Genomic DNA, 26,653 nt, shown 5'->3' on the forward strand with positions numbered 1-26,653 from the left:
ACCCATTTTATCCCTCCTCATTGCCCAAAATTAGATTAAATACATTGTAAGCTTTTCCAATTTTGGTGTCCAAAGGATTAAGGGGGCTTAAAAGCGAACGCTGATAAAGTTTCCGTGAGCGCCGATAAATTATGACGAACGCTGATAAATTTTCATGAGCGCCGATAAATTATGACGAACGCTGATAAATTCTCGTGAGCGCCAAAAAAGGTAAGCGACCTCGTCGCTTACCGTTATTCATTATTATTCAGTTTCGCCAATCCACTCATTAATTAGATCGCGATTATCGTCAATCCAGTTTTGAGCACCTTCTGCATCGTCATCAACTTCATTAAGGTCAGCCATCAAGCTACCAAGCTCTTCATCATTTAGGAAGAAATTATCAAACCATTCCACTACTTCTGGGTGATCGTCCTCAAAACCAAGGCGTGTTCCATATAAAATATTCTCAGAATCACCATAAACATTCTTTGGATCATCTAAACTTTTTAAATCCATCTCCGCAAATGCCCAATGGGGTCTCCATAATGTCACAACTACTGGTTCCTCGTTGCTCATTTTAGTTTGTAATTGAGTAATCATCGTTGGCTCTGAAGAACTTAGTAAATCAAAATCTAAGTCATACTCTTCGATTACGTCTTCAGTTAAACTGACAAGACTTGATCCTGGCTCAATACCAACAATTTCTGACTCAAACAACTCCTTATTTGCCTCTAAGTCTTCAATACTATTAATATTTTCCATGTATGAAGGTACAACTAACGCTAATTCTGTACCCTCATACCAAGAATCACGCAGGTTAATTTCATCTTCATGTTCTTCATAAAATGGAGCATCTGTAATAGGCATCCAAATTTCCATACCGATATCAATATCTTCGTTTGCTAAGCCTTCATAAAGAATTGCTTTTTCTACATTTTCTAACGTAACATCATAGCCTTCTTCTTCTAAAATAATTTTCCACATGTTTGATACAGCAATATTTTCTGCCCAATTATTCATCCCGATTGAAATCGAACCTTTTTCTTCTGTATCTCCTTCTGACTCGTCACCACAAGCCACAAGTACTACTAATGAAGCAATCATTAAAAGTGTAATTAGTATTTTTACATTTTTCATCAAATTTCCTCCTATATATTTTTTTACTCGATCAATGGTTTACTATTTTAATAACTTTTCTTCAAATGGGAAGTCAGAAAAATTCTCTACACCATCTTTGGTCACAAGAAGTTGTTCTTCGAGTTTAACGCCTTCTTTTCCACCAGGTGATCCTATATAACTCTCTACACTGATGACCATGTTCTCTTCAATGACACCGTCATAACCCTTTTCCTCAAAGTCTTGTGGGTAAACAATATATGGGTACTCTCCACTTAAACCTGTCCCATGTGCTACTGTGAAATAGCGATTTGGAAAGAATTCATCAGGGATTTGCCAACTTTTCTCTGCATATTCTCTAAATGTCATACCCGGTTTCAACAATTCCATATTATATTGAATTTGTTCATACGCCGTTTGGTACAAGCGACGTTGTTCATCAGTTGGCTGGCTATCACCACAGAAAAATGTGCGGCTTATATCAGTGAAATAACCAAAGGGGCCATTCATATCCGTATCAAAAGCCACAAGTTCTCCTTCGTTAATCACTTTATCACTGCACTCTTGAAACCATGGATTTGTACGTTGACCAGAGCTTAACAAACGTGTCTCTACATAATCTCCACCTTGTGCAATGTTCGTTTGGTGAAGGTGTGACCATAGTTCATTTTCTGTTATGCCTGGCTCTAATGCTTCTACCATACGGACCATTCCGGCTTCAGCTGTTTGAACTGAAATTTTCATTGCTTCAATTTCTTCTTTGCTTTTAATACTGCGTGCATGTTCAATTGGTTCTTGTCCATCTACTACACGCATACCTTCATTGACTAGTGCGATGGCACCTGATGGATGGATACGATCAACAGCAATTTTATTGTTTTCACCTGCATGCTCTCTCATTAACGATGCAATCTCTTGAGCCCATTTTTTTGCTGTGTCCTCAAGATTGTAACCTGATGCCACATAAGACATCGTTAACGCAGGACGTACTTCATCGATTGTTTCTATACCGTCTGACAAATGCTCGCAATTTGGAAAGTCAAACAGAACGACTGGACCTTCAGTTGGAATGAATACATATCGTCCAGGATTGCGTAACATGAAGACTTGCATATTTCGACTGCCCGTCGCATAACGCAAGTTGACTGGATCGAATATGACAATTCCTCCATAACCTAATGATTTTAATTGTTCTCGAACACGATTTAATCGATACTTTCGCATTCTCACTAGGTCAATTTGAGTCTTGTCATGACGAACACTATTATATTGAATCACAAATTTTACCCCCAAATTGTATTTCGTGTGATTGTTACACAACTTATTGTAACATGTTATAAACATATTGCAATAAGTTGTGCTAAGAAATACAAGTTGGGGGTTGTAACATAACTATTTAATTTAACGACCAATCTCTATTCGATAATCAAAAGCGTTTGGCAAGTATCTTGTCTTTGAATATTCTATTGGATTATAATCCACACCTAGTGTGACACGGCTAATTTCAATTAACGGGTCACCACTTGTTATGCCAAGCAAATCCGCTTCATAACGATTAGCAATCGTCGCAGATACACTTTCTTTAATCGTCGAATAATTAACGCCATGCATTCCAAGTATAGGAAATATATCAAACCACTTATCCCCTTCATCTCCCAATATTTCACCAATATAAGTCGGTGTAAATAATTGTTGAATACCGATTGGATAACCATTTGCTAACCTAAGCCTTTCTAGAGTAAACACTTCCGCATCATCTTCTAACTCTAGTTTTTTCTTTGAGAAATAATGGTCATCAACAAACTTTGAACGGAGAACCTTTACACTGAAATCTTCACCTAGTTCATGGTGGACCACACCTGGATTATGTAATTCTTCTTTTGGGGCTTCTTTAACCCGCGCAACAGCCCCACGTCGTGTCTCGACAATCTCATCATTTGCTAAGTCTCGTATCGCTTGTCTGACAGTTGTACGACTAACATTATACTCTTGCATTAATTGGCTCTCAGATGGAATAGCATCACCCGGAGTTAAGTCGCCACTTTTTATACGGTCTATTAACTTTCGCTTAATTTGTAAATACAATGGAATCTTTCTTTGCTGATCCGTCATTAATTCCACCCCTAATCTAAATTCATTACCACTCAGTTTACTCTATTTAAACTACATAGCAAACAAATGAGCATCAATATTAGGTACGCTCAACCTTTTGTGCGCCCCAAAAGTGTTCAAACCGTGTATAAGCTAGTGGCTTACCAAGACGCATTAAGTTATCGGCAAAATCAATAATCGCACATTGTTCTGTCCCACCAAACTTAGGTCCACGCAACCCTCGTCCAATAATTTGTTCATACAAAATATCACTTGTCGTTGGACGAGTCATAACGATATACTCTGTGTTCGGCGCGTCAAAACCTGTCGTTAAGACGCCATAGTTGAATAAATAATCGAGTTCGCCTTTTTTAAATGCGTCGATATAAATTCGCCTTAAACCTTTTGACGTTTGCGATGAAATTGAAGCTGCTTTTCGCCCTAATGCGTTCATAACCGATGATAAAAATTCTGCATGATCTACTGTACAAGCATATACTAAGACTGGCTTACCTTTTGGAATATTTAATAACCGTTCAATAATCATTTCATTACGACCTTCATCAGCAGCTAATTCCTTAAGAAACTCTTTCGTTAAATCTTGGTCTTCATTAACGTCATCTTCATCTACTTCATAATCTTTGCCTGATTCATGAACAATGTGGATTGGAGTCGCCAAAAATCCTTCATCTCTAAAATAGCGAATTGGGTTTTCTTCGTACTCTTTATAATCAGGGAGTTGCGGCTTAATTAAATGAGCTTCAAATTCCCCAACTAGTTGTTCTGTTTCACCAAAACTACGCCCAGGTGTCGCCGTTAAACCACATACCGGGAACAAGTCTTCACCACAGAGTTCACGGGCTTTATTAATTAACAATTTATAGCTAGGCGCTGCAGCATGGTGTGCCTCATCAATAATCATAGCACCGCAGTTTTTCAAGATTTCTGTTAAAACGGGATCTTCAGCCTTCAGGCGCGAAACAATCTGTTGAATGCTAGCTACAACTGCCCCACCTGTTAAATCTTCTACACCCACTTTACCACCATTAAAGTATCGATAAACTCGTAACGTTTCTGGATAATCTTTTTCTTGCCACATATCAGCAATACAAGAGATGGCTTGTTCACAAAGCTCTGCACTTTGCGCGATCCATATCATATACTTTTGTTCGGAAAAATGAGTATGCATCCATTCTATAAAACTTTCTACCGCTACACGCGTCTTACCACCACCTGTTGGAAGTGTCACGATACAACGCGTTTGATCACCATTTAACTCCAACACATCGAGCATGTCGTCCTTTAACTGTTCCTGAAAATCAACTAACGGCGGCACTGTCTTTCTCGCTTCAACATCCATTACAGCTGATTGATTTGTTTGTTGAGGCATTTTAACGCCAGAGAATACGAGTGGAAAGCCAAGGGTTGAAACAAAATCACGTGGCCATACACGACCATCACTCCAACGTTTTTCTGCTAGCGCTTTGAACATGTAAGAAGGTGATGTAATCTTCTTACCGCTTCTCGGATTTCGTTCATAGAGTCCAATCAATTCTTGCTCAGATAACTGTCTTAACAAATGCTCGCGAAGCTGTCTGACGGCTTGACCACTTCCTTTAAACAATTCAGCTCCTTTTTCAATGACAACCATCCGTGCCAATTCCTCACTAGAAAGCGTTCCACCTTTGAATGTCTTATAATGACGACTAATCTCTTTAATGTTTTCTCTACCTAAAAGACCTTGTATGATTCGGTTCGGCACTTGATATGTATTAATTAATAGACCAACTGCTTGATCTATTTCTTTATTCGATAAATATGAAGACATAATAATCAACCTCTCCCACAACATTCTCTACTTATTCTATAATAAATTGCAATAAAACAAATAGAAAATATCACCGACAGAGGTATACCAATGTTTGGGATATTTTCTATTAGAAGAGCTACTAAAATTATTTACCGTTTTCTCCTTTACTTCCACCTAACTCTCGATCCATCTTTTCATCAAATGATTCCTCTTCTAAGTTATGGTACTCCTTATGTATGCCAAGGTGTTTCATAATGTAGTTAACTTTCGAATTAATCGATATGACTAAAACAAACATTGTGATGAACATAATGATCCCGATTATAAACCACATTTAAAGCTCCCCTTTACCAACCTCTTGCCTCATCTTAACATAATTTTTTCTAAAAAATGGTTAAATCATCGCTCAAATTGTCATAATGTTTTTAGAGCTTCTAAATTGTATAGCGTTCTGTGGCCATATAAAATATAGGTATAGGTTAATAATGAAAGGACGTAAACTCAATGTTTTTCCACCCAATGGATCTATTAATTTTTGCAGCACTTGGTTTAGCAATGTGGGCACAGTCGAAAGTGAAAGGTAATTTTGAAAAATGGTCGAAAGTGCAAGCTTCAGCTGGCTTGAGTGGAGCACAAGTCGCAAGAAGGATTTTAGACGAAGAAGGCTTACACAATGTGAAGATTGAGCGCTCGAACAAAGGAACATTATCCGATCATTATGACCCGTCTAAGAAAGTGGTGCGATTATCAGATCCTGTCTATAACGGGGATTCGATTTCTTCATTATCAGTCGCTGCTCATGAAGTGGGACACGCGATTCAAGATGCGACTAATTATTCGATGTTAGTCGTTCGACATAAGGTGTTCCCGCTAGCGAACTTCGGCTCACAGCTTGCACCCATTTTATTAATTGGTGGTTTTATTCTTGAGATGTTCAACTTAATTACTTTAGGGATTGTTCTGTTTTCATTAGCAGTGCTCTTCCAGTTAGTTACGCTCCCAGTTGAGTATAATGCTAGCAGTCGTGCTAAAGATAAATTAGTTGAACTTGGTATGATTTCAAATAATGAAGTTCGCGGTGTAAGTAAAGTGTTAAACGCTGCAGCATTAACTTACGTCGCCAGTACTTTAATGGCGGTTCTGCAGTTAATTAAATTTATCTTAATCGCTAAAAGTCGAAGATAAAGGAGTGTCTCAAATGAATTTATTTACACCAAAAGATGCTTCCAGTTATGTTAAAGAAGAATTCGATGAAATGCAGTCAAAAATATCGCCTTTTATGAAGCGAAGTTTAATTTATTCATTCATCGCATTTCCACTGATGGCCATTTCGATCTTTAATTTATTCTTCGTGTTAACATCAATGCCATATTCTAGTGAGGTTTTATTAGCAATCGGCGTTTTAGCCTTAATCGGTGCATTTGGCATGGCTTTGTTCAGAGAGTCACTACACCATAACAAATCACTTCATCAAACAAGTATCAATTATATAAGAGAACGAATTGCTAAAAGTGAAATCGTTCCTGAGCAAGCTGTAAAACGCTATTTGAAAACAATCGATTACAATCCTAATCAGTTATTTCATACGTTTCATGAGTTTTTAAAGCATGAAGAACGACTTAAATAAAAAACAGAGCAGAGGGCTAACCCCCTGCTCTATTTTTTATGGACGTGAAAACAGTTTGTCCAACTCATTTTCGATCTTATTTAATTCAACTTGTTTGCTTTGATCAAAATATTTGTCTAACGACTTTTCAATGTGTTGTAAGCCCGAAGCAATATGTTGTTCGGTATTTCCTTTTGTTTCAATCAACTCATGCAACTCTTCTTCTAGTAACAGTAACGTTTCTTCTAAGTCTTCATCTGCTCGTTCAACTAGGTTAGTAGTGACGTCACTTAACGTGTCTTCACCTTCAATGTACCCTTCTAGCAACGATTCTTGAACGACAAAATCTTCTTCAAACCTTGGCATTAACTTATACTCATTATAGTTGTACGTTACAACACCTGTAATCGATTCGTAAGTAACTGTTGTGTCAATGTCACCAATTAAAGCGTCAATCACAAACTCACCATAATCATCAAAAGCTGGATAATCACCAAATTGATTGCCAGGCTCTACTGTCACATTAGTTACTGTGACTAACTGCCCTTCTAACTCTTCACCGATCTCCGTGGATGCAACTAGCTTCGGTTCAGGTATGCCGACACTTTCATTGATTACTTCGACATTGGCATCGCTTGGTATGACTTGAAGTAATCCAAAATACTCTTCTGTACGTGCTTTCACTTGGATTTCGTCACCTAATTCTGCTCCGAAATCATTGGCACGAACGACGATACCACCTGTTTCATCTTGTACATAATAATTATACATCCCACCTTGAAAGAACCCTGCTGTTATAACACCTGTAAAATGAACGCGCGTGCCAAGTTCAGTGTTCCGAACATCCTCAAGTGAAACCAATGGTAACTCAACTTGCAAATCGTCTTCACTGCGTGGCATTAGTTTGTACTCTCCAAAATTGAAGTCAATGACTCCTGTAATGGCGTCATAAGTTTCACCAACTTCAAGAAAACCAGCATCATTATCAATAATAAATTCACCATCTGCATCGCGTGCTGTATAATCGTTGTATTGATCTACTGATAAAATCTCCACATCTTCCAATGTCACAAGTTGTGCTTCTAGCTCTTCACCTAAATCAATTGAACTAATCACTTGTGGGTCAACAACATCCTGTGCTTCATCAATCACTTCAGCATTGCTAGCCATAATTTGTAACATTCCGTAAAACTCTTCTGTAGTCCCGGCTGCACGTATTTCATCACCAACTTCAGCGTCTAAGTCGCCAGTACGTACTACAATAGCAGCAGTGTGGTCTTGTACATAATAGTTAATCATGCCACTCGCCTCAACTTTATGCGTTACAGTACCCTCAACCATGACATTTGTGCCAAGGTCAGCCACTCTTGCATCAGCAATAACTGGATCACGTTCAAACGCGGGTTCATAACCTTCTGCTAACGCTGTCATTTCATCTGGGAAGAAAATACGCTCATAATGAGGGACTTCTTCATAATCATCCGGCAAGAAGTACTGCATCGTACTTGAATTACCAACCATACGATGTAGTGGTCTGTCATCATATCGTGAACGGAATTCAAACGGCAATTCCATTAAAGGTTTTTCCTCGGACCAAACACCAAGCTTGTCCTCTTCAGCTTGTCTTGCAGCTTCTTGATACTCTAAATATGTCTCCTCATCACCAATAGGCCATATGAAGTAAGAAGGCGCATGACCTTCTCTCACTAATTCCAAGCCCGTGTTTAAGCCATCTTCAGCTCGAATGACTTCAGCTAATAACCGACCATAAGCATCTAAAGGTTCTTCACCCAACTTTAAAATAACTTCATCACCCGGTTGTAGCAACTCTTGTAAATACTCCGTTGCCCTCTCACCGTGATACTTTTGCGAATGATTCGGGTCTTCTAAAATTAAATCTTCATCATAATAATCTTGATGATACGTCTCAGCCGTATCCATATTTAAATACCTAATATTCGTTGTCCCTAAAACTGGACTCGTTATATGAATCGTATCGCCATCAACGACACGATCAACTGTTGCAACATACTCATCTTCAATCTCTGGAGGTTCAACTGGTTCGTGCTGTCCTAAGTGCTCAAATGTATCAGCAAAGAATGGAATCCATTCATCTTCTGGATGAAACTCATCGTGAATATTTCGATCGCCGACTTTCACATCATAGTCTCTCACTAACGTTTGATCAGCTGTTCTCGTTTGCTCATCACCCCAATACTGACCAGGGTCTTCACCAACTCGTCCAATTGAATCGATTACTTCACCGTCACGTATTGAGTCATCATAATCTTTAAATAAGACAATGGCATCATTACCATTAAAGCCATAAAAATATGATGACCCAGTCACATCAGCTCTTTCTAACAACTCATCAGACCCATTAGCATGAGCGACAACTAATGTCTCTCCAGACGCTAACTCACCTGTAAGCTCTAATGGACTCGCAAAGCCATCATCAGGATCTTGACTTGCTCCATTTGTAAAATTGACTAACGTATAGTCTTCTAGATTAATAGAATCACCTGTGCCATTATAAAGCTCTAACGCTTTATTAAAGCCACTACCTTCAACATATTCAGAGATGATTAAGTCCTCGAAGTCATCTGCACTAACAGGTGTTACTAACATACTACTAATTAAAACAACAAAAAACACACTTAGTAAGACGCTTTTTAACCTTTGCACTATTTAACCTCCCGTATTGTCAAAATCAGTTTTATTATAAACAAAATATTGTCACTTTTGTGTTAAATTTGTGTAAATTATTCCTCGAAAGGATAAAACAGTATAAAAGTCTAGGTGAAAAAGTCATACAAAATAAAAAAGTGCGCCTAACATTAAGCGCACTACAAGATATCTGCAACTATTCCCCAATTAGGTAAATAGAATATGAGAGGAAGAAAGAGATAAAAAAACGTATTTAGATCTTTTCTGGCTTCTTTCGGTAATAGATACATAACGACACTTGCATATACAACAAACGTCACAACTGAAAAATTTACACCATATTGAAGGATTTCACCAGGCCTTAGCCCTAACCATACCAAGCTAAATGTGAATAAATACTTCACGATCATTAACCCAATGATTGAAAACCAAAACCACTGCGGTTGCTTCCACTCGACTTGTTCTTCCATGTAAACTCACTCCTGATTAAAATAATGTTATGTGAGTTCTTGATGAGTTATTGACTAAACAAAATCAGGTATAACACCATATAAGTCCATAAAATAAATGACAATCACTAAAACAAACATAGTTGCTGATACAGACCAAATGACTATATACTCCCGCTTCTCACGTGCATGAATCCATTCCATCAAACCTTCAAAGCTATAAACCCACATATATAACAAAATAGATAAAAGCATAAACACAATTAAACCCTCTGTAAGAACCGCAATAATAACTGCCCCAATAACCGAAACTGAAAAGGTTAAGCAGCCATGTGTAAAACTGAAAAAACGCTCGTAAAACGATTTCTTCTCCTTTGGGATATGTAAATTATAACGAACAACTCTTTCAACAATATATGCTACTGCAAGTAGGTTTAATAATATGAGAAATAAAGGCACTAATTCCATCATGTAATCCTCTCCCTAACTCCCGCGACTAACCAGTTCAATCAGTAAATAGCCAAACCCTATAATCATAAATGAATTAAAAACATAATTTCTCCTGCATACATAACGTCACCACCTAGACCGCTAATGAGTTAGATAAAGCTAACAAAAACCCAAAGAAAGCTAATATAACGACTGTATTAATTAACATAATCCAATGAACTTTCTCTTGTGGACGATGCTTCCAAAACATAAAAATATCTAACCCTCTAAAAATTAAAACAAATGTAATTAAAATTACATAGGTTAAGTTATCAAAATCAAACAACAAATAATGGCCAATGAGTAACGTAATACCGATGAGCACGAAAATTTGGTTTAATTTACGATGTCGGTCATTAACATATGGATCTCTTCCTTGGAAGATTGTTTGCCAACTCGTATCTAACCCCATAAACTTTCGAACGGTACGTTGTAACAACCCCATAAATATAAAAAAGGTTAATATAATAACGATTAACTCAAGCATTTCTTGTTGCTCCCTTCTTTTAATCAATCGTTTGATTAATACATCTCTTAAACTATTACAGGCATAATACCATAAATTGTAACTAAACTGAAGAAATGAAAACAAAAAAACTCTACCACAAAGGCAGAGTTTCTCTAGAAAAATTCCCACTCATCAACATGTTTACCTTGATTCACTTTCTTCGCAATTCGATAAGCATCGATTAAATTAATAATCCAAATGACAAACGTTGCCATACCAGCAGTAGCAATTGTCGCCAAGATCCAAACACCAAATAGAACAATTCCTTTTAACCCTTGTCCAGCATATAACTGGCCTAAACCGACAACCAACGCTGAAAGAATTAAAGCTAATATTGGGCTCTTCCCTTTACTTGTTTGTGGTTGAGATTCATCATGTATGACAGTACTTTCAAGGCTACTTACGTTTGACTTTACACGCTCACCACACTGAGAGCAATATTGATCATTTACAAATAACTGATTTCCACATTTATGACACTTCACATCATCACCTCAAATTAACTATACATTTATATTATACTGGATATTTTCCTAGTTAAACAAATACATTGGCATACTATTTACAAAACAGGTGAAACAATTGCCTATATACTGTAAAATTGTTTGTGGGAGGAGGAATTGTTATGAATTATCAAACAAAAAAAGACGTCTGGGTGGCTATATTATTATTTGGTATTACAGGCTTTATCGTTACATACTCTTTTATTCAATCCGATTTATTCTTCATGATTATAGGCATCATTCTTGTAATCGCTGTCGTTTGGTTTTGGTTTACAGTTCGCTACCGAGTAGATGAAGGGCAAGTAGTCATAAAGTTTGGGCCATTTACAAAGAAAGTGGACATTTTAGATATAGAGCAAATCAGGTTGGTGCGTAGTTTAAAATTATCTCCTGCACTTTCAGTTACTCGTTTAGAAATCACATACGGTTTTGACCATCGGGTAGTAAGAATTTCTCCGGCTGATAAAAGTCTATTTATTAAACAGCTCATGTCTATAAACCCAGACATTGAGTTTGAGTAAAAATTTGAGGTGATCATATGCCAGTTTGTCAACACTGTGGAGAAGCGTGGTCTTATAAAGAATCACTCAAACAGATTATAAAGCTGAGAAGGAAAATGATTTGTGAGCACTGCAATGAGCAACAGTATTCTTCGCAGCGAAGTTATTGGATTAGTCAAATGGTATTCCTTCCTGCTTATTTCATCATTATTCCTTTGATGAATATCGTTTTTAATGTCGGCTTCATAACCGGTTTTCTTTTTATAACACTTTTAGCTACTTTCTACATTCTCATAACTCCAAAACTTCTGTCGTTATCTAATAAAGAAGAGCCATTATGGTAGGTTAATGTATCACCTTTAGGCATGTGCTGTCATAAACTAAATCAGCACATGTTTAAGGGGGATTTTTTTATGTATTATAACAACCCACAATATACGCAATATAGCCACCCGCAAATGCCACGTCAAGAAGAACAAGAAGTTGGACTTCTATCCTTGTCAATGATTGAGCCGTTCATGTTTTATAATCTTCAAGGGTTAAATGGGTCAAATGTTGTTGTGCAAACAACACAAGGAGCAGAACGCGGTACACTGGTAGAATCTACTCCAGACCATATCACAATGGAAGTTAGCGGAAACTACTATTTTATTCGTATGCAAGAAATCGTATGGGTTATGCCGACCAATTATGAACCAGATCATATTTGATGGATAAAACGACCTTTCAACGTCATACACATAATAATGACGTCAAACAGTTGGAGGGAACATCATGATTGAACGGTTTAACCGCATCGCCATTGAATTACCTAAGACAGATGACCCTGACCCAAATGCAGCCGCCGCTGTCCAAGAATTACTTGGTGGACGCTTTGGAGAAATGTCGACACTTAATAACTACATGTTTCAATCATTCGGTTTTAGACAACAAAAGAAACTGAAGCCTTTTTACGACTTAATTTGTAGTATATCAGGTGAAGAATTTGGTCATGTTGAATTAGTATCACACGCGATTAATTCCATGTTACAAGGTTCTACTTACGCTGAAGATCCAGATCAAACACCGATGAGAGATGGGGTCGATAAACGGATCTCATACCATTTTATCGACACAGATCAAATGGCAAAACCTTTTGATTCAATGGGGGCACCATGGACGGGTGATTACACATTTAAAAGCGGAAATTTAGTTGAAGACTTATTGCACAACTACTTCTTAGAAATCGGAGCCCGCACACATAAAATGCGCGTTTATGAGATGACTAGCAGTCCAATTGCGCGTGAAATGATTGGGTATCTACTCGTACGTGGTGGTGTCCATATTAAAGCTTATGCTAAAGCCTTATATGTTCTAACAGGAACAGACATGACTAAAATGCTTCCAGTCCCAGATTTAAGCAATCGTCAATTTGATTACGCTCGTAAATGGGAAGATGCTGGTGAAGGAACTAAGCTGTATACGTTTAGCCAAAAAGACTACGGCGAAATAAGACAAATATGGAAAGGAGATGACCCTGAAACTGGCATGCCCCTTGAAGTTATTCAAGGGGCACCAGAAGGCGCTCCTGTACCAGACTATCCACCTGCACCTGAAACGTTTGCACCAGGTATTTCTCGTGAAGACTTTGAAGAAATTTCTAAGCGACTTCAACGACAAGCTGGACTTTAAATAAAAAAGGTTGGCGCAATGACGCCAACCTTTTTTATTTCACTAACTCTTGATTTTCCTTTTTACTAATCCTCGTCATAAAGTAAGCTAAGACTAAACCTAACAATGAAAAGATTCCAGCTAAGAAGAACGAAGCATTTACACCTTGTAATTCTCCTTGCACACCTCCACCAGGAACCGCTAAAGTCACCATCACAGTCACCATTAGCGCTGTACTGATTGCACCTGACATTTGCCTTAACGTATTATTCATTGCCGAACCGTGTGATATTAACTTTTCTGGTAAGACATTTAAACCAGCTGTCGTAACAGGCATTAACACCATCGCGATTCCGAGCATTCTAAAAGCGTTCACAGTCGCTAAATAAGTAAATGACGTTGTAGGTGTCAAAGCTGAGAACATAAATGTTGTAACGGTCGTTAGTGTTAGCCCAACATAAAGTAACCACTTCGGTCCATACTTATCGAACATTCGCCCTGTTATAGGGTTCATAATCCCCATCAATATTGCACCCGGCAATAGCATGAGCCCCGCTTCTAACGCCGTAAACCCTAACGTATTTTGCATCATAATTGGAAGAACAATTGCTCCACCGATCATTGAGAAAAATGCTGTCATCCCAATAGCTGTAGAGATCGTGAAGATTTTATATTTAAAAATACGAAACTCTAAAATTGGTTGTTCGAGTTTCAACTGGCGACTAATAAAGATCAATAATGTTACAACACCCACTGCCATCGACACATAAACTTCTGGATGTGTCCAACCAACATTTCCTGCAACACTAAATCCATATAACAAACCACCAAAGCCGAGTGTTGATAATATAATGGATAAGACATCAATCTTCGGAAAATCACGCTTCGTTACATTTTTAAGAATAAAGTAAGCGACAATAATATCAATAATTGCAATCGGTAAAACAACCCAGAACAAACTTCTCCATACAAATTGCTCAACTAACCAACCTGATAACGTTGGCCCAATTGCTGGAGCAAATGAAATAACTAAACCGAAAATACCCATAATCGAACCACGTTTTTCAATCGGGAAGATTAGAAAGATAATGGTTTGCATTAAAGGTAATATAATACCTGCCCCTGCTGCTTGAAGTACTCTTCCAGCTAAAAGCACTTCAAAGTTAGGTGCAATTGCGCAGACGAGAGTACCGACAGTAAATGAGCCAATCGCAGTTAAAAATAAAGCTCTTGTCGTAAACCGCCCTATTAGAAAAGCAGTAACTGGTATCATGACACCATTAACAAGCATAAAAATGGATTGAAGCCACTGTGCAGTAGCTTCATCAATTTGTAAGTCTGTCATTATATGTGGTAAAGCTGTACCTAATAAAGTTTGATTTAAAATAGCAACAAAAGCCCCTGATATGAGGACAATCATCAGTGGAACGCGTTTGATGTTCTCCTTTTGTTGTTGGTCTTCAATCGACATCTTATTCCTTCTTTCATATGTAAATCTACTAGTATTTAATATTAACAGAAAAACTTCGATTTGCGAAGGAATCGAATCTATTATAAGTAGCTTATTATAAATCAAAACCACTAGATTAAATCTAGTGGTTTTCTTAATCACATCATATTGACCAAAGCCATTGACTCATCAACTAAGCCCCTATTTTGAATAAAAGTAAACAAGAAGTAAATGACAAACGCCATCACGACTACAATGCCGATTAAAATCCAAACCATCGTTTTACCTTTCATCTTCATAGACGTCGCCTCCAACAAAAACCATATTGATTACATTATAAACAATACGGCTGGCCAAGAAAAAGTTTATCTCTTATGTGCTTCATACGTCATTGTTTGCTCAGAGTTCGTTGGCTCAACACCATATTGATAATCAGCACTTATAACAACATCTTCAAACCCAACTTCTTTTAACATTAGTTTAAATTCTTCAACACCATACCATTTTAATGGAAAGCGTTCTAGTTCCGCTTCAACAAACTGTTGACGATGCCACTTTTCGTATTTATGGTGAGATACGGTGAGCTGATTTAGAAAGTCAACTTCGACTAATTTCCTCTCCAAAGTAATGAGATCGCCGTCTAATGTCGTCCATTCGCTTGTTTGAACACGACCTTGCTCGAAATCGGTCGTTAAAAAGGTATCAATGATTAACTTCCCACCTGGTTTTAGGTGTTTGTAGAAATTCTCCAAAGCTTGCAGAGCTTGTTCACGGTTTTCAATTAATAAGAAAGATCCTGCCGGTAAAATAATAGCTTCGTACTGCTCATCAATCGACATCGTGTCCATGCTACCTTGAAATAACCTTGTTGGAATTCCGCGTGCTTCACAATGGTCTTTACATAACTCTAGCATCTCTGCTGAAAGATCCATCCCATCAACTTGATAACCAGCTTCTATTAAAGGAATCATCACTCTTCCTGTCCCAACGGCAGGCTCTAGAACTCTTCCTTCAACACCTTTTAATCGGTCTGAGTAATACTCAATATCCCCAAACGAATGGCCAATCGGTTTATCAAGATCATAAACTTCAGTCGACAACTTATTATAAAATCCGTACATTGCTCCAACTCCTATTTCTTTTTAAACTTGCTACCTTCACTGTTTTTTCTTAGTCTATTTAGCCGATTACGAATACCATCTTTTTGTTGCTTAGTTTTTTCTTCATTAATAGTTAGTTCTACGATTTGGTCACTTTCAACTCTTATATCATACCATATACCTTCTTGGCTCTCTTCTGGCAACTGTGATACCGGTAAGTGAAATGTCTGCTTAGTCGTTTCAACTAAAATAACAGCGGTTTGGCCATCAACAATTTCGTCTAAAACGCCTTGAACTTGTTTCATTAAGACCCTCCTACACACGCTTCATCTTCTGACTTAATATCACCTAAGCGGCCATCGCCAATTCCATAAACTTGAGTTAGCTCCGATACTGCATCAAATGGACGTAAATCGATAATTTCAGCTGCTCTGTCAGGACCTATATGAACAATCGATTGAAGCTCTTCATTCGAAGCTGTATTAAGGTTAATACATTCAGAAGAACTAGGAGGTGGGTCTTCTTGTTGTTCACCTTCTTGGTCTTGAGCTTCAACTTCCCCTGAATGTTGAGTCGTAACGTTAATCGATTCACCATCTGTCGTAACCGTCACTGTACCGTTGACATCAGTTCCATATAAATCTATATTTTGGTTTAACACTCTTTGCACGACCTCTTCGTGTGGGTGGCCATAACTATTGTTAGCTCCAGCAGAATAGATGGCCACTTGTGGGTCCACAACTTCTAAAAAGTTTGGATTCGTTGATGAGCTTGACCCGTGGTGTCCAAGTTTTAAAACGTCAGCACTTAACTCATAGCCGCCTTCAAGCATTGTCGCTTCTCCATGTTCCTCTGCATCACCTGTAAATAAAAAAGACACATCACCATATGACATATGAGTAGAAATGGAATCTTCATTATAATCACCCGTTAGAGCATTTGGATGTACAACCTCCATCTCTAGCGAACCAATTTCATATTCTTCACCAGCACGCGGCTCATGATAATTGACATCACTCGTTTCAATCGCAGTAATGGCTCGTTCATATGTTTCAGACGAACCTTCATTACCTGTCATCCACAGTTCATCTACATTGAAATTTTCTATCACTTGATCCATTTGACCAATATGATCAGCATGAATATGAGTACCAACAACTAAATCAATCGCTTCAACATTTAATTCATTTAAGTAATGAGTGACATCACTACTTTGCCAATCCCCTGTATCAATTAAAACTTTGTATGTCTCACCTTCATGATCATGTCGTAACAAGGTTGAATCCGCTTGACCAACATCAAAATAAAACACTTCAAGCTCACCTTGTACTTCTTTCTCTTGGTTGGTGGATTGTTCCGTCTCTTCTTTGCTAAAATTCTCTTCCTCAGTTGCTTCTTTACCCTCGTCCTGTTCAACCTTTTCCGCCTCATCGACTGTTTCTTCCTTAGACGGTTCGGTTTGCTCAGCTGGTTCATCACATGCTGTTAAAACTAGTAGAGCCGATATTAAAGTTGCTCCAACAACTACCCTCATGCCATCTTCCTCTCTTATTTTTTCCACCCTCTATTACACCAATATCAAGGTTTCTCCGCAATGAGAGGAAAGTATTAAAATCTTATGTAATCAATACGTAAGTTAAAAAACTAACAGTAACCACTAAAGATACTAAACTACAGATTAAGCCAGCTCTTGCTAAACCTAATCCTGATTTACCGTTTTTACGAATTAAGCCAACAGCTACAATTCCCATTAATGTCCCAATAATACTTAATAAAATCGTCATGATTGAGTAAGTTAGTAAGCCAATGACTGCTAATATTCCTAAAATTAAAGATGCTATAGCTAGACCACTTATCTCTTGGTTTTCCTGATTCTGCTGTGACAACATAACCCCTCCTAGTTAATCTCGCTTATTTCTATAAAACCATACTTCTTCATCGTCATAGTAGGTCATCCCATAAACCACTATTTTCCACAATCGTAACATAAAATGACTATACTTAGAGGAATTCGCAACCCAAAAATCGTATAAATACATAAACAGATTTATGGAGGAATGTTCATGGTCAGCGAAGAAATCTTAACCCCTGTTCAATTATGTGACCGTAACGGAACATTAAACGATGAAGCAATCGGGTGGTCTCGAACCCCGCTCACTTCTTGTAATTTATCTGGAAGTTTTCTACGCAAGAAGAAATGGAATTACTGGTGTTTTACGAGTGATGAAGCTTTATTCTCGGTTACGATCTCTCATTTAGACTATGCAGCAGTGATTTTTGCTTATGTTCTAGACTTAGAGACGCTAAACTTTAAAGAACAAACAGTCGTCATGCCTTTCGGGAAAGGAACCATTATGTCTGATAACGTTTGGGACTCAGCCTATTTCGAAAAAGATGGAATTACCGTTGAATTTGTTGAAACCGAAGACATGGCAAAAGTTGATGTTATATGGGAAGAATTCCACGACGATAAGCCTTTGCAAGCTCATTTAGTCGTTGACCGCGCATGTGACTTCGACTCATTGAATGTCGTCATCCCATGGAGTGAAAAGCGATTCCAATACACTTCAAAGCAAGTCGCCTTACCTGTTCGAGGTGAAGTCAAATGGTCAGCTGGTACTTATTCTTTTCAACCAACTTACGCATTTGCCACACTCGATTTCGGACGAGGAAAATGGCCATATCATTCAAAATGGAACTGGGGGGCTGCATCAGGTTTTATCGACGATACACGAGTTGGGTTCAATCTCGGTGGACAATGGACAGATGGGACAGGTCAAACTGAAAACGGATTAATTATTGATGGGCGTCTTCATAAAGTGGATGAACAACTCGACTGGATTTATGACCACCATAATTATATGAAACCATGGATTATTCAAACACCTAAATCAAGACGGGTGAAGCTATTATTTGAACCGTTGTTTGAGCGAGAGGCACGAACGAATACAGGGGTGGTTAAATCAAGCGTCAACCAATTAATCGGCTACTACTCGGGAACGATTCAGCTACACGAAGGAGATGAGATAGAAATTACAAATCTTCTAGGTTGGGCTGAAGACCATGAAGCGAAATGGTAATTTAATAATAAATTAGCCTGTAGTAGCGTATGATTTAATAGTGTCACTTACGCTAGATGTTTAGGGGCTGATTGTTTGGGCTTTCAACATTATTTCATACTGCTTCTTGTAACAGCGCTGTTAGCTCTCATTTTGCGAGTTGTCCAGGTTCGTAGTTTTACTCGTATTGAAATTTATATTTTCGTCTTCGGACCACTTCTAGCAATGAGTGTCATTATGCTCTTTTTTGCACTAGTAGACTTAAACCGTGATGTATTTTTCCCCGTTGGTCAAGTAATGGCGATTTATTCAGCCATTGGCCTTGGTGCTGGCTATATATTTTCCACTTTAGTTGATCGATTTTAACGTAAAATATCCCCCCGCTTACTAATCACGGGTTAGCAAACGGGGGTATTTTTATTTTCTAAACTGATTGATGACTTTCACAATTGGATTATTGGTAATCGACTGTACTTCTGGTAAGTCGTCATGATAGAACTGATAGGTGTTCTTACCTATACTCTTCGCATAATACATCGCTTGGTCAGCTTTACTTAAAAGCTCCTCTATTTCTTCACTATCATCGGGGTAATGGCTAATACCAATACTTGGTGATACAACTACTTCTTCATCTTTTATTGAAATAGGCTTTGAAAGTTGTTCAATGATCCGCTCAGCCACTTCTTTAGCACCTTCACCCGCGATGTTCTCTAATATAACGACAAACTCATCACCGCCATATCGAGATACGAAGTCTTCTTCTCTCAAGCAACTAACAAACCGTGCTGCGACTACTTTAAGTAATTCATCACCTGAATCATGACCTAATTTGTCATTAACTTCTTTAAAACCATCTAAATCAATGAACATTGAAGCTAGAGACTCTCCTGTACGATTCGTACGTGCCATCGCTTTTTTTAAATGCATATCTAACATCTTACGGTTAGGCAAATCAGTTAATTCATCGTAATAAGCCATCTGCTTTAACTGCTCTTCTAATTTCTTTCTCTCCGTTATCTCTCTCGATATCAGCAAAATCTCATCTGGGACGATGGTCGACTGTTGATGATCACTTTGAGCGATCGGGGACCCTAGCACTTCAATCCAAACCCACCCTTGATCTTTATGCTTAACACGATATTCAGCTTCTTTCGTTTTACCGGTGGAAAGAAGCTCATCATATAGTTGTTGCATAACTTCTCGATCATCTGGGTGCACAAAACTTAGCGCCTCTTCCTCTTCATACTCGCTTTGTTCGTAACCCAAAACGGTTTTATGAGAAGGTGAAGCATAGGTTATGACACCTGTCTTATCAACCATCGCAATTAAATCATTCATGTTATTCGCTATCATTTCATACTTACGATTTGTTTCAGATAACACTTGCTCAATTTGTTTTTGCTTTGTAATATCTCGCGCAACTGAAACTGCGCCTATAATATTCTCTTTATCATCTCTTAAGCATTTAGCATTAACCGAAAGATACTTTGTTACACCATTTTTAGACATAACATATAATTGTTGATCCTGCACTTTCTCGCCTCTTAAAGCACGCATAAGTGGTAGTTGTTTAGGTTCAATACTCACTTCAGATTGTGGATCCAAATATGTCACATAAGATGTCCATTCTTCAAATGGAATGTAGTGATTATAATCTAAATCAATATAGTCATTAATGATATTATTCTTCTTCGTTAGATTCCCTTGTCCATCAACAACAGAAACACCTTCATACATATTTTCAAAAATATTGTCCATGAACGCTTCTTTTTTCTCTAATTCTTTTAAATGTCTCTGAATCTGTTTTAAGAAAACAAATACGACCGGCGCTACTATAAATAAGACATACATTAAATCAAATAAAACTGGCCATTCACTTCCACTCCATCGAACTTCACCGACTGCTAAGCCAACAAGACGATCAGCAAACTGACCAATTAGTAAAAGTGCAAGTATAATTAGAAATTTGGCGCTTATTTTATACTGTGTTATTTGTCTTTGACTCATGTTTACCCCCAAAACCTCAAATCATAAGTTAACATAGAAAAACTAGTTATTTAATTACCCTTAAATAACTAGCTTAAACGTCTTAATCCTAAAGAACTATAACAACCTAGGCATTAGGCTCAGCTTCTCCTGCTAGGATTGATTTAATTTTAGCAAATTGTTTAAAGAACAATTGAACTAATGGACCAATCCCGAATGCAACAATGATTGTTCCAATGCCAATTGGACCACCGATCACAAAAGCAATTATTAATACAACAATCTCTAAACCTGACTTGGACATAGCAATACTTAATCCTGTACGATAATGCACAGCCATCATTAAGTTATCGATTGGGTTACGCGCAAAGTCAAGTTGTAAATACATGCCAATACCTGCACCCATACCTAGCACTCCTAAACCTAAAAGACCAACACGCACTGCCATATCAGTAATCACGACACCATCAAATATGACTAAAAGCCAAAAATCAATAAATACACCGATTAAAAAGATTGTAAGAATGGCTGAATAATCAAACTTACTTCTTAACAAAAATTTATTTAAAATAATTAACAAAATACCAACAGTAAAAATCCACGTACCAACTGTGAAGCCAATTAAGTTAGATAATCCGACAAATAATGCATCCCATGCACCAACTCCTAAGTCAGACAGAATTAGCATTGTAACACCGAATGAAAGTGTTAACATGCCTAGTACGTAAAACATAATCGAATATATTAAGCCTTTCATTAAAAACACCTTTTTCCTTTAGTATGATAAATAACTAGGCTAGCATACCACAAAAAAATCAGTCACACAATAATAATGTGCAACTGGCATAAATTTGTTGATATATTGGTTTAATTTAACTCCACTACCCTAAAATACTAGATAAAATCAAGTTGAAAAAAGCATACCCAAATAAAGCTAAACTAAATATAAGTAAACCATATATCAAATATAAATCCCTTTCTTCTTTAGGCTCTTTAATCCACATTCTTAACTCGTAGATCGCATAAGCAAAACCACCAATAAATATAAGAACCCAAAACCAATGTGTTGAGAAGAAAAACATGAAGAAAAGGTATATCGTCAACAACACAACTATGACTATATTCTTGATTGAATTGAATGGATAGGGTTGGTTCATCGTATACTCCTCCACCTACTTTTTAAATACTTTACCCGTTCTATTACTATTATATGTTTAATTATTTCGTTTGTATGATGACGTTTGTGGGAGTTTCGTCAGTAAAATGTTGATTATGATAAAATAGGTATAACTATTTTTACGAGGGGGAAATTTATGAAGATCATTTCAATTGAACCAACTCCAAGCCCTTATTCTATGAAGATCAATGTTGATGAGACATTACCCGATATGCAAACAGAAACTTATAAACGAGACGATGATTTATCATCCGCTCCTCAATACGTCCATCAGTTGTTTAACGTTGAAGGTGTGAAAGAACTATATAGAGTGATTGATTTTATTGCACTAGAGCGCGACCCTAAAGTTGAATGGGAATCCATTTTACCTAAAGTCAAAGGAGTATTAGGTGCTGCTGATACGCCTTCAGAATCAACAGACCAACATTCTCAGACTGAAGAAGATGCTTATGGAGAAGTGAAAGTCTTCATCCAAATGTTTAGAGGCATACCGATGCAAGTAAAACTTGAAGAAAACGAAGAAGAAAAACGATTCGGTCTATCACAACGGTTTACCGATGCAGCAATGGAAGCATCAAAAGAAGCGACTAACATGTTAATGGAACGTAAATGGGTTGAACAGGACCCGCGTTATGGAGATCCGAGTGATATTGGACAAGATATCGTCGATGAAATTGAAGCAACTTATGATGAAAAGCGGTTAAAAACGTTAGTTAAACTTGCAACGTCAGATCAACAAGTTGATGAAAAACAAGCAAAAATGTTAGAGCCATTAACTGAAGACAAACTACAACAAGATGACTGGAAAGCGCGTTACGCTGCACTAGATCGTATGCCTGACCCTACAGTTGATGATTTACCACTGTTAGGCCAAGCATTAGGTGATCCTAAAATGTCCATTCGCCGTTTAGCAACTGCATATTTAGGTATGGTAGAAGACCGTCAAACACTACCTTATTTATTTAAAGCTTTAGAAGATAAAACAGTAACTGTTAGACGTACAGCCGGTGATTGCCTCTCAGACTTAGGCTTCACTGAAGCTATTCCAAAAATGATTGAAGGCTTAGAAGATCGAAGCCGAATTATTCGTTGGCGAGCAGCGATGTTTTTGTATGAGTATGGTGATGACACAGCCATACCAGCGTTAGAAAAAGCTTTAAACGATCCAGAATTCGAAGTTCGTATGCAAGCTAAGATGGCACTCTCACGTATTCAAGAAGGCGAAAAAGCACAAGGGTCTATTTGGAAACAGATGACTGAAATGACCAAGATGAAAAAGAATCAATAACCCTAGACCACTCGTCACGTTGGCGAGTGGTTTTGCATATCAAAAATCATTCAATAACTTCTCCTCCAAAAATGAGCATTTCGTTTTACGACAAAATTCTTGCTTTTTTGACACGTCATTCCCAAAGTGTTAAATTTATTTTAAATAAATTTAACTGGAGGTTAGCTATGAACGGTACTTCGAGCTTAAAACGAAAATTATTACTAATCTTTATCCCCATGACGTTTGTTGGTCTAGCATTATTTATGCTTTTTTCATACAACATTTCAAAAAGCCAACTGGATGAAGAAATTGAACACCGCATTACGAACTTACAAGACAGCTCTGTTAGCCAGATTGAAGAACGTTTTGCAAGTCACGAACAATTAGCTGAGTCAATTGCTGGTACAGTTTCAGCTACTGGCAACACGGTTGACGAAGGTGCATACATAGAACTGTTAGAACGCAACATTATGACGAATTCTGACACATTTGGTTCTGGAATTTGGTTTGAACCTTACGCTTATGACGAAGACACTGAATATGTGGGGCCTTACGTTTATAAAGAAGGTGATTCAGCCGTATACACAGACGTATATGAAGACCCAGACTATGACTACCCTAGCTGGGAGTGGTATGAACAAGCAGAGGGGGCTGAAAGTGCTGTATGGGGAGATCCATATTATGATGAAGCCTCAGACATCACAATGGTTACGACTACTGTGCCTTTTGAAGATCGTTTCGGCAATTTCAATGGTGTTGTAACAGCTGATATTGATTTAACACAAATCCAAAATATCATATCAGATATACAAGTCTATGATACAGGCTGGGCTTTTAGTTTTGATAACACAGGCCAAATGATCGCACACGTTGACGATTCGGTCGTCATGAACACTTCAATAGAAGAAGTTGATGCTTTTGCCAACTATAGTGATCAACTATTAGGTGATGATGAAGGCCAATTCACAGCCGAACTGAGCAACGGATCTAATCGTATTTATTACACAACAATCCCAAGCACAGGTTGGACGATTGGCATTGCTGTACCTGAAAGTGAAGTATACGCATCATTAAATGACCTATTATTCCAGCAAATAATTATTGGTGTAATCGTTATTTCCCTACTAGGTTTAGGTATTTATATTTTTGCTAACCGAATTGCAAAACCTATTACAACTTTACGAGAGAAAATGGATGAAGTAGCCAATGGTAATTTAACCGTGCAAGCAGAACACAGTTCGAAGGATGAGATCGGCTTTTTATACGACCATTTCAACAAGATGGTTTATAATATGAAGAATTTGATCCAACGTACAAACGAATCTGCTGAAGTCATTCGCTCGTCTGCTGAGAACTTCAGTGCCGTATCTGAAGAAACGACGGCTTCTAATGAAGAAATACAAGGAACGATGGATGAAATAGCAAACGGTGCACAACAGTCTTCAGAAAGCTTAGATACAATGACGGATCAAATTAATCAATTAAGTGATCAAATTGAGTCGATCTCTAACAGTAGTGAAACAATGAATCACTTAGCTTATGAAGCCAATACTGTTAACCAAAAAGGACTCAGCCAGATGAATCAACTATCTGAGTACTCTACAGAGTCAAAACAACAATTCGAACAAGCAGAAGGTGTCGTAAAAGAACTTAATGATCAAATTCAAAAGATTAGCGACTTTATCCATACGATCAACGACATCTCAGAACAAACAAACTTACTTGCACTAAATGCTTCAATCGAAGCAGCACGTGCTGGTGAAGATGGTAAAGGGTTCGCCGTTGTTGCTGATGAAGTTCGGAAACTAGCTGAACAGTCATCTCAATCAACTGAAGAGATTCGTAAAATTATAGAGGATGTAAAAGGTCAATCAAACCAGGCAATTAACCAAATGAATGAGGCTAAAACAACAACTGATTCACAAAACGAAATCGTCGAAACGACTGTACAAGTCTTTAACGATATCGGTAGTTCAGTGCAAAACATTACGAAAAGTGTTGAGCAAAATGTTCAAGCCATCCAAGACATGAGCCAATACAAAGACCATGTCGTATCATCCGTAGAGTCGATTTCTTCGAATATTCAAGAAACAGCCGCTTCCAATGAAGAGATTAGCGCAACAATTGATGAACAGACGAACGCTTTGCAATCATTAGCTAACTCCGCTGAAGAGCTTAACTCTTCTAGTGAACATCTAAATGAGTTGATCAATGAGTTTAAATTGAATAATAAATAATAAAAATAATGTCCATTCACAAAAGTGAGTGGACATTTTTCTGCGTTATACTAACTCTTTCAATGTTTCTTTTAACTCTGTGTATTGAAACTGAAAACCATCCTCTTCTAATCTTCTAGGGACACATTTCCTGCCCGTCAAAGCAAGGCTTGGTTCAGTACGCATCACCGTATAAGCCCCAAGCCAAACAAAAGGTGTAGGAGCTGGCGGAGCCCAACCTTTTCCCATCGCCTGTCTTAACTCACGCATAAATGTTTTATTAGTTACAGGGTTTGGTCCAGTCGCATTGTACACACCATTATAACGTTCATCTTCAATAGCCTCATGAAACATTTTGTTTAAATCATTAATATGTAGCCAACTTATGTACTGTTTACCTGATCCAACAGTGCCTCCTAGCCCTAAACGAGTAAGCTTTTCTAATGGCTCTAATGCACCGCCATTTTGACCAAGCACGAAGCCTATCCTAAACAAGACTTGCCGAGTTTCATCAAACGTTTGATTAAAAAATGCCCCTTCCCATTTCTCACAAACTTCTACAGAAAAACCATCACCATGAGGCGCATTTTCATCACACTTTTCTCGAGTATCACCATAAATAGCTAAAGAACCTGCTTGTATTAGAGCTGATGGTGGATTCTCAGCCTGGTTGATCGCATCACTCATAACATGAACAGAATTCAACCTTGATGAGATAATTTCTTCTTTGTTGGCCTTAGTATAAATACAATTAACACTTTTTCCTGTAAAATTGACAATCGCCAAACTACCATCCACTTCAGTGACCCAATCACCTAAAGTTGCACCATCCCACTGGACATAGCGAACACCACTCTCATCAACTTTAGAACCACTTCTCGTTAGAATAACGACATCATAACCCTCTTCAACTAAATAATGGGCTAATGATGTTCCTAAAAACCCAGAACCACCTGCTAGAACAACACGTTTTCGCATCTAAAACACCCCTCCCTCACTTAATTTAACATATATTAACACTTTT

30 protein-coding genes are annotated in these 26,653 nt (G+C 37.8%); 10 read left to right on the plus strand and 20 right to left on the minus strand.

Going from position 1 to position 26,653, the window contains the following annotated elements; genetic code table 11:
• Positions 1-243: 243 nt before the first annotated feature.
• From J2R98_RS09945 to J2R98_RS09965, 5 genes are all read right to left on the minus strand, one after another.
• Complete coding sequence (locus J2R98_RS09945) at positions 244-1,119, minus strand: glycine betaine ABC transporter substrate-binding protein (protein WP_307068559.1); 876 nt, start codon at positions 1,117-1,119, stop codon at positions 244-246.
• Between the two features lie 42 nt (positions 1,120-1,161).
• On the minus strand, positions 1,162-2,376 hold the full coding sequence (locus J2R98_RS09950; RefSeq protein WP_307068561.1) for a M24 family metallopeptidase: 1,215 nt from the start codon (positions 2,374-2,376) through the stop codon (positions 1,162-1,164).
• 123 nt (positions 2,377-2,499) lie between these two features.
• Entirely contained in the window at positions 2,500-3,210 is a 711-nt protein-coding gene (locus tag J2R98_RS09955; protein ID WP_307068563.1) for a GntR family transcriptional regulator, read from the minus strand.
• Between the two features lie 79 nt (positions 3,211-3,289).
• Entirely contained in the window at positions 3,290-5,017 is a 1,728-nt protein-coding gene (locus J2R98_RS09960; RefSeq protein WP_307068565.1) for a DEAD/DEAH box helicase, read from the minus strand.
• A 127-nt stretch (positions 5,018-5,144) separates the two neighbouring features.
• Positions 5,145-5,333 carry a hypothetical protein gene (locus J2R98_RS09965; protein ID WP_307068567.1) on the minus strand — a complete coding sequence of 63 codons (189 nt, stop codon included), beginning with the start codon at positions 5,331-5,333 and terminating at the stop codon, positions 5,145-5,147.
• Between the two features lie 170 nt (positions 5,334-5,503).
• On the opposite strand from J2R98_RS09965, the gene J2R98_RS09970 reads away from it, so the two are divergent.
• Complete coding sequence (locus J2R98_RS09970; RefSeq protein ID WP_307068569.1) at positions 5,504-6,184, plus strand: zinc metallopeptidase; 681 nt, start codon at positions 5,504-5,506, stop codon at positions 6,182-6,184.
• A gap of 13 nt (positions 6,185-6,197) precedes the next feature.
• Positions 6,198-6,626 (plus strand): DUF5392 family protein, encoded by a 429-nt coding sequence (locus J2R98_RS09975; protein ID WP_307068571.1) that lies wholly within the window; start codon positions 6,198-6,200, stop codon positions 6,624-6,626.
• 36 nt (positions 6,627-6,662) lie between these two features.
• On the opposite strand, the gene J2R98_RS09980 is transcribed toward J2R98_RS09975, so the two are convergent.
• The 5 genes from J2R98_RS09980 to J2R98_RS10000 all read right to left on the minus strand — a co-directional run bounded on the left by J2R98_RS09980 (position 6,663) and on the right by J2R98_RS10000 (position 11,203).
• Positions 6,663-9,290: a thermonuclease family protein gene (locus J2R98_RS09980; protein WP_307068572.1), complete on the minus strand. Its 2,628-nt coding sequence runs from the start codon at positions 9,288-9,290 to the stop codon at positions 6,663-6,665.
• A 161-nt stretch (positions 9,291-9,451) separates the two neighbouring features.
• On the minus strand, positions 9,452-9,742 hold the full coding sequence (locus J2R98_RS09985) for a hypothetical protein (RefSeq protein ID WP_307068574.1): 291 nt from the start codon (positions 9,740-9,742) through the stop codon (positions 9,452-9,454).
• A 54-nt stretch (positions 9,743-9,796) separates the two neighbouring features.
• Positions 9,797-10,192: a DUF4181 domain-containing protein gene (locus J2R98_RS09990; RefSeq protein WP_307068577.1), complete on the minus strand. Its 396-nt coding sequence runs from the start codon at positions 10,190-10,192 to the stop codon at positions 9,797-9,799.
• Between the two features lie 112 nt (positions 10,193-10,304).
• Positions 10,305-10,697 carry a hypothetical protein gene (locus J2R98_RS09995; RefSeq protein WP_307068579.1) on the minus strand — a complete coding sequence of 131 codons (393 nt, stop codon included), beginning with the start codon at positions 10,695-10,697 and terminating at the stop codon, positions 10,305-10,307.
• Positions 10,698-10,831: 134 nt separating this feature from the next.
• On the minus strand, positions 10,832-11,203 hold the full coding sequence (locus J2R98_RS10000) for a zinc ribbon domain-containing protein (RefSeq protein ID WP_307068581.1): 372 nt from the start codon (positions 11,201-11,203) through the stop codon (positions 10,832-10,834).
• Positions 11,204-11,343: 140 nt separating this feature from the next.
• Here J2R98_RS10000 and J2R98_RS10005 point away from each other — a divergent pair, with 140 nt between their 5' ends.
• The 4 genes from J2R98_RS10005 to J2R98_RS10020 all read left to right on the plus strand — a co-directional run bounded on the left by J2R98_RS10005 (position 11,344) and on the right by J2R98_RS10020 (position 13,392).
• Positions 11,344-11,742, plus strand: a complete 399-nt coding sequence (locus tag J2R98_RS10005) for a PH domain-containing protein (protein WP_307068584.1) — start codon at positions 11,344-11,346, stop codon at positions 11,740-11,742.
• 17 nt (positions 11,743-11,759) lie between these two features.
• The gene (locus J2R98_RS10010; RefSeq protein WP_307068585.1) at positions 11,760-12,065 is read left to right on the plus strand and encodes a TIGR04104 family putative zinc finger protein; all 306 of its coding nucleotides are present in this window, start codon (positions 11,760-11,762) and stop codon (positions 12,063-12,065) included.
• 69 nt (positions 12,066-12,134) lie between these two features.
• Positions 12,135-12,431, plus strand: a complete 297-nt coding sequence (locus J2R98_RS10015; protein WP_307068587.1) for a DUF2642 domain-containing protein — start codon at positions 12,135-12,137, stop codon at positions 12,429-12,431.
• Positions 12,432-12,495: 64 nt separating this feature from the next.
• Complete coding sequence (locus J2R98_RS10020; RefSeq protein WP_307068589.1) at positions 12,496-13,392, plus strand: manganese catalase family protein; 897 nt, start codon at positions 12,496-12,498, stop codon at positions 13,390-13,392.
• A 34-nt stretch (positions 13,393-13,426) separates the two neighbouring features.
• Here the strand turns inward: J2R98_RS10020 and J2R98_RS10025 are convergent, their stop codons facing one another.
• From J2R98_RS10025 to J2R98_RS10050, 6 genes are all read right to left on the minus strand, one after another.
• Positions 13,427-14,842: a DHA2 family efflux MFS transporter permease subunit gene (locus J2R98_RS10025; RefSeq protein WP_307068591.1), complete on the minus strand. Its 1,416-nt coding sequence runs from the start codon at positions 14,840-14,842 to the stop codon at positions 13,427-13,429.
• A gap of 137 nt (positions 14,843-14,979) precedes the next feature.
• Entirely contained in the window at positions 14,980-15,120 is a 141-nt protein-coding gene (locus tag J2R98_RS10030) for a hypothetical protein (RefSeq protein WP_307068593.1), read from the minus strand.
• A 66-nt stretch (positions 15,121-15,186) separates the two neighbouring features.
• Entirely contained in the window at positions 15,187-15,942 is a 756-nt protein-coding gene (locus J2R98_RS10035; protein WP_307068596.1) for a class I SAM-dependent methyltransferase, read from the minus strand.
• An 11-nt stretch (positions 15,943-15,953) separates the two neighbouring features.
• Positions 15,954-16,226 carry a DUF3006 domain-containing protein gene (locus J2R98_RS10040; protein ID WP_307068598.1) on the minus strand — a complete coding sequence of 91 codons (273 nt, stop codon included), beginning with the start codon at positions 16,224-16,226 and terminating at the stop codon, positions 15,954-15,956.
• Positions 16,226-17,482 carry an MBL fold metallo-hydrolase gene (locus J2R98_RS10045; RefSeq protein WP_307068601.1) on the minus strand — a complete coding sequence of 419 codons (1,257 nt, stop codon included), beginning with the start codon at positions 17,480-17,482 and terminating at the stop codon, positions 16,226-16,228. The genes J2R98_RS10040 and J2R98_RS10045 overlap by 1 nt, the downstream gene beginning before the upstream one ends.
• Before the next feature lie 55 nt (positions 17,483-17,537).
• A complete protein-coding gene (locus J2R98_RS10050; RefSeq protein WP_307068603.1) occupies positions 17,538-17,807 on the minus strand; it encodes a DUF4190 domain-containing protein in 270 nt (89 codons plus the stop codon).
• 177 nt (positions 17,808-17,984) lie between these two features.
• Here J2R98_RS10050 and J2R98_RS10055 point away from each other — a divergent pair, with 177 nt between their 5' ends.
• Entirely contained in the window at positions 17,985-19,001 is a 1,017-nt protein-coding gene (locus tag J2R98_RS10055) for a DUF2804 domain-containing protein (RefSeq protein ID WP_307068604.1), read from the plus strand.
• A gap of 75 nt (positions 19,002-19,076) precedes the next feature.
• Complete coding sequence (locus J2R98_RS10060) at positions 19,077-19,346, plus strand: hypothetical protein (RefSeq protein ID WP_307068607.1); 270 nt, start codon at positions 19,077-19,079, stop codon at positions 19,344-19,346.
• Between the two features lie 51 nt (positions 19,347-19,397).
• On the opposite strand, the gene J2R98_RS10065 is transcribed toward J2R98_RS10060, so the two are convergent.
• The 3 genes from J2R98_RS10065 to J2R98_RS10075 all read right to left on the minus strand — a co-directional run bounded on the left by J2R98_RS10065 (position 19,398) and on the right by J2R98_RS10075 (position 22,123).
• Complete coding sequence (locus tag J2R98_RS10065; RefSeq protein ID WP_307068609.1) at positions 19,398-20,987, minus strand: diguanylate cyclase domain-containing protein; 1,590 nt, start codon at positions 20,985-20,987, stop codon at positions 19,398-19,400.
• Positions 20,988-21,093: 106 nt separating this feature from the next.
• Positions 21,094-21,723: a YczE/YyaS/YitT family protein gene (locus tag J2R98_RS10070; protein WP_307068610.1), complete on the minus strand. Its 630-nt coding sequence runs from the start codon at positions 21,721-21,723 to the stop codon at positions 21,094-21,096.
• 124 nt (positions 21,724-21,847) lie between these two features.
• Positions 21,848-22,123, minus strand: a complete 276-nt coding sequence (locus tag J2R98_RS10075) for a hypothetical protein (RefSeq protein ID WP_307068612.1) — start codon at positions 22,121-22,123, stop codon at positions 21,848-21,850.
• Positions 22,124-22,279: 156 nt separating this feature from the next.
• Between J2R98_RS10075 and J2R98_RS10080 the strand changes: the two genes are divergently transcribed.
• Both J2R98_RS10080 and J2R98_RS10085 read left to right on the plus strand, forming a co-directional pair.
• Positions 22,280-23,431: a conserved virulence factor C family protein gene (locus J2R98_RS10080; RefSeq protein WP_307068614.1), complete on the plus strand. Its 1,152-nt coding sequence runs from the start codon at positions 22,280-22,282 to the stop codon at positions 23,429-23,431.
• A 167-nt stretch (positions 23,432-23,598) separates the two neighbouring features.
• Positions 23,599-25,650 (plus strand): methyl-accepting chemotaxis protein, encoded by a 2,052-nt coding sequence (locus tag J2R98_RS10085; RefSeq protein ID WP_307068616.1) that lies wholly within the window; start codon positions 23,599-23,601, stop codon positions 25,648-25,650.
• A 45-nt stretch (positions 25,651-25,695) separates the two neighbouring features.
• Here the strand turns inward: J2R98_RS10085 and J2R98_RS10090 are convergent, their stop codons facing one another.
• Positions 25,696-26,607 carry a TIGR01777 family oxidoreductase gene (locus tag J2R98_RS10090; RefSeq protein ID WP_307068618.1) on the minus strand — a complete coding sequence of 304 codons (912 nt, stop codon included), beginning with the start codon at positions 26,605-26,607 and terminating at the stop codon, positions 25,696-25,698.
• Positions 26,608-26,653: the final 46 nt, after the last annotated feature.

It is taken from the genome of Alkalibacillus filiformis (genome assembly GCF_030814115.1).
GTDB classification, from domain to species: domain Bacteria; phylum Bacillota; class Bacilli; order Bacillales; family Alkalibacillaceae; genus Alkalibacillus; species Alkalibacillus filiformis.